The following is a 220-nucleotide window of genomic DNA, read 5'->3' on the forward strand; positions in this document are numbered from 1 at the left end:
TGATAGGTCTGGTGTGGAAGCGTGGCGACACGTGGAGCTGACAGATACTAATCGGTCGAGGACTTATCCAAGAAATTCTGACGTGTTTCCTATCCATGATCTAGTTTTGAAGGAATCTTTCTTTCAACCATATAGTGAACAAAGGTTATCTGATGTTCAAAGTCCGGTGGCGATAGCGAAGAGGTCACACCCGTTCCCATGCCGAACACGGTCGTTAAGC

General features: G+C 46.8%; 1 rRNA gene. It reads left to right on the top strand.

The window, feature by feature from the left end:
• Nucleotides 1-162: 162 nt before the first annotated feature.
• Nucleotides 163-220: ribosomal RNA gene (gene rrf / locus MW695_RS23335) — 5S ribosomal RNA — on the top strand; the annotation flags it as partial.

The sequence above is a fragment of the Halalkalibacter sp. APA_J-10(15) genome, from assembly GCF_023017105.1.
In the GTDB taxonomy this organism is placed as follows: Bacteria; Bacillota; Bacilli; order Bacillales; family Bacillaceae_D; genus Halalkalibacter.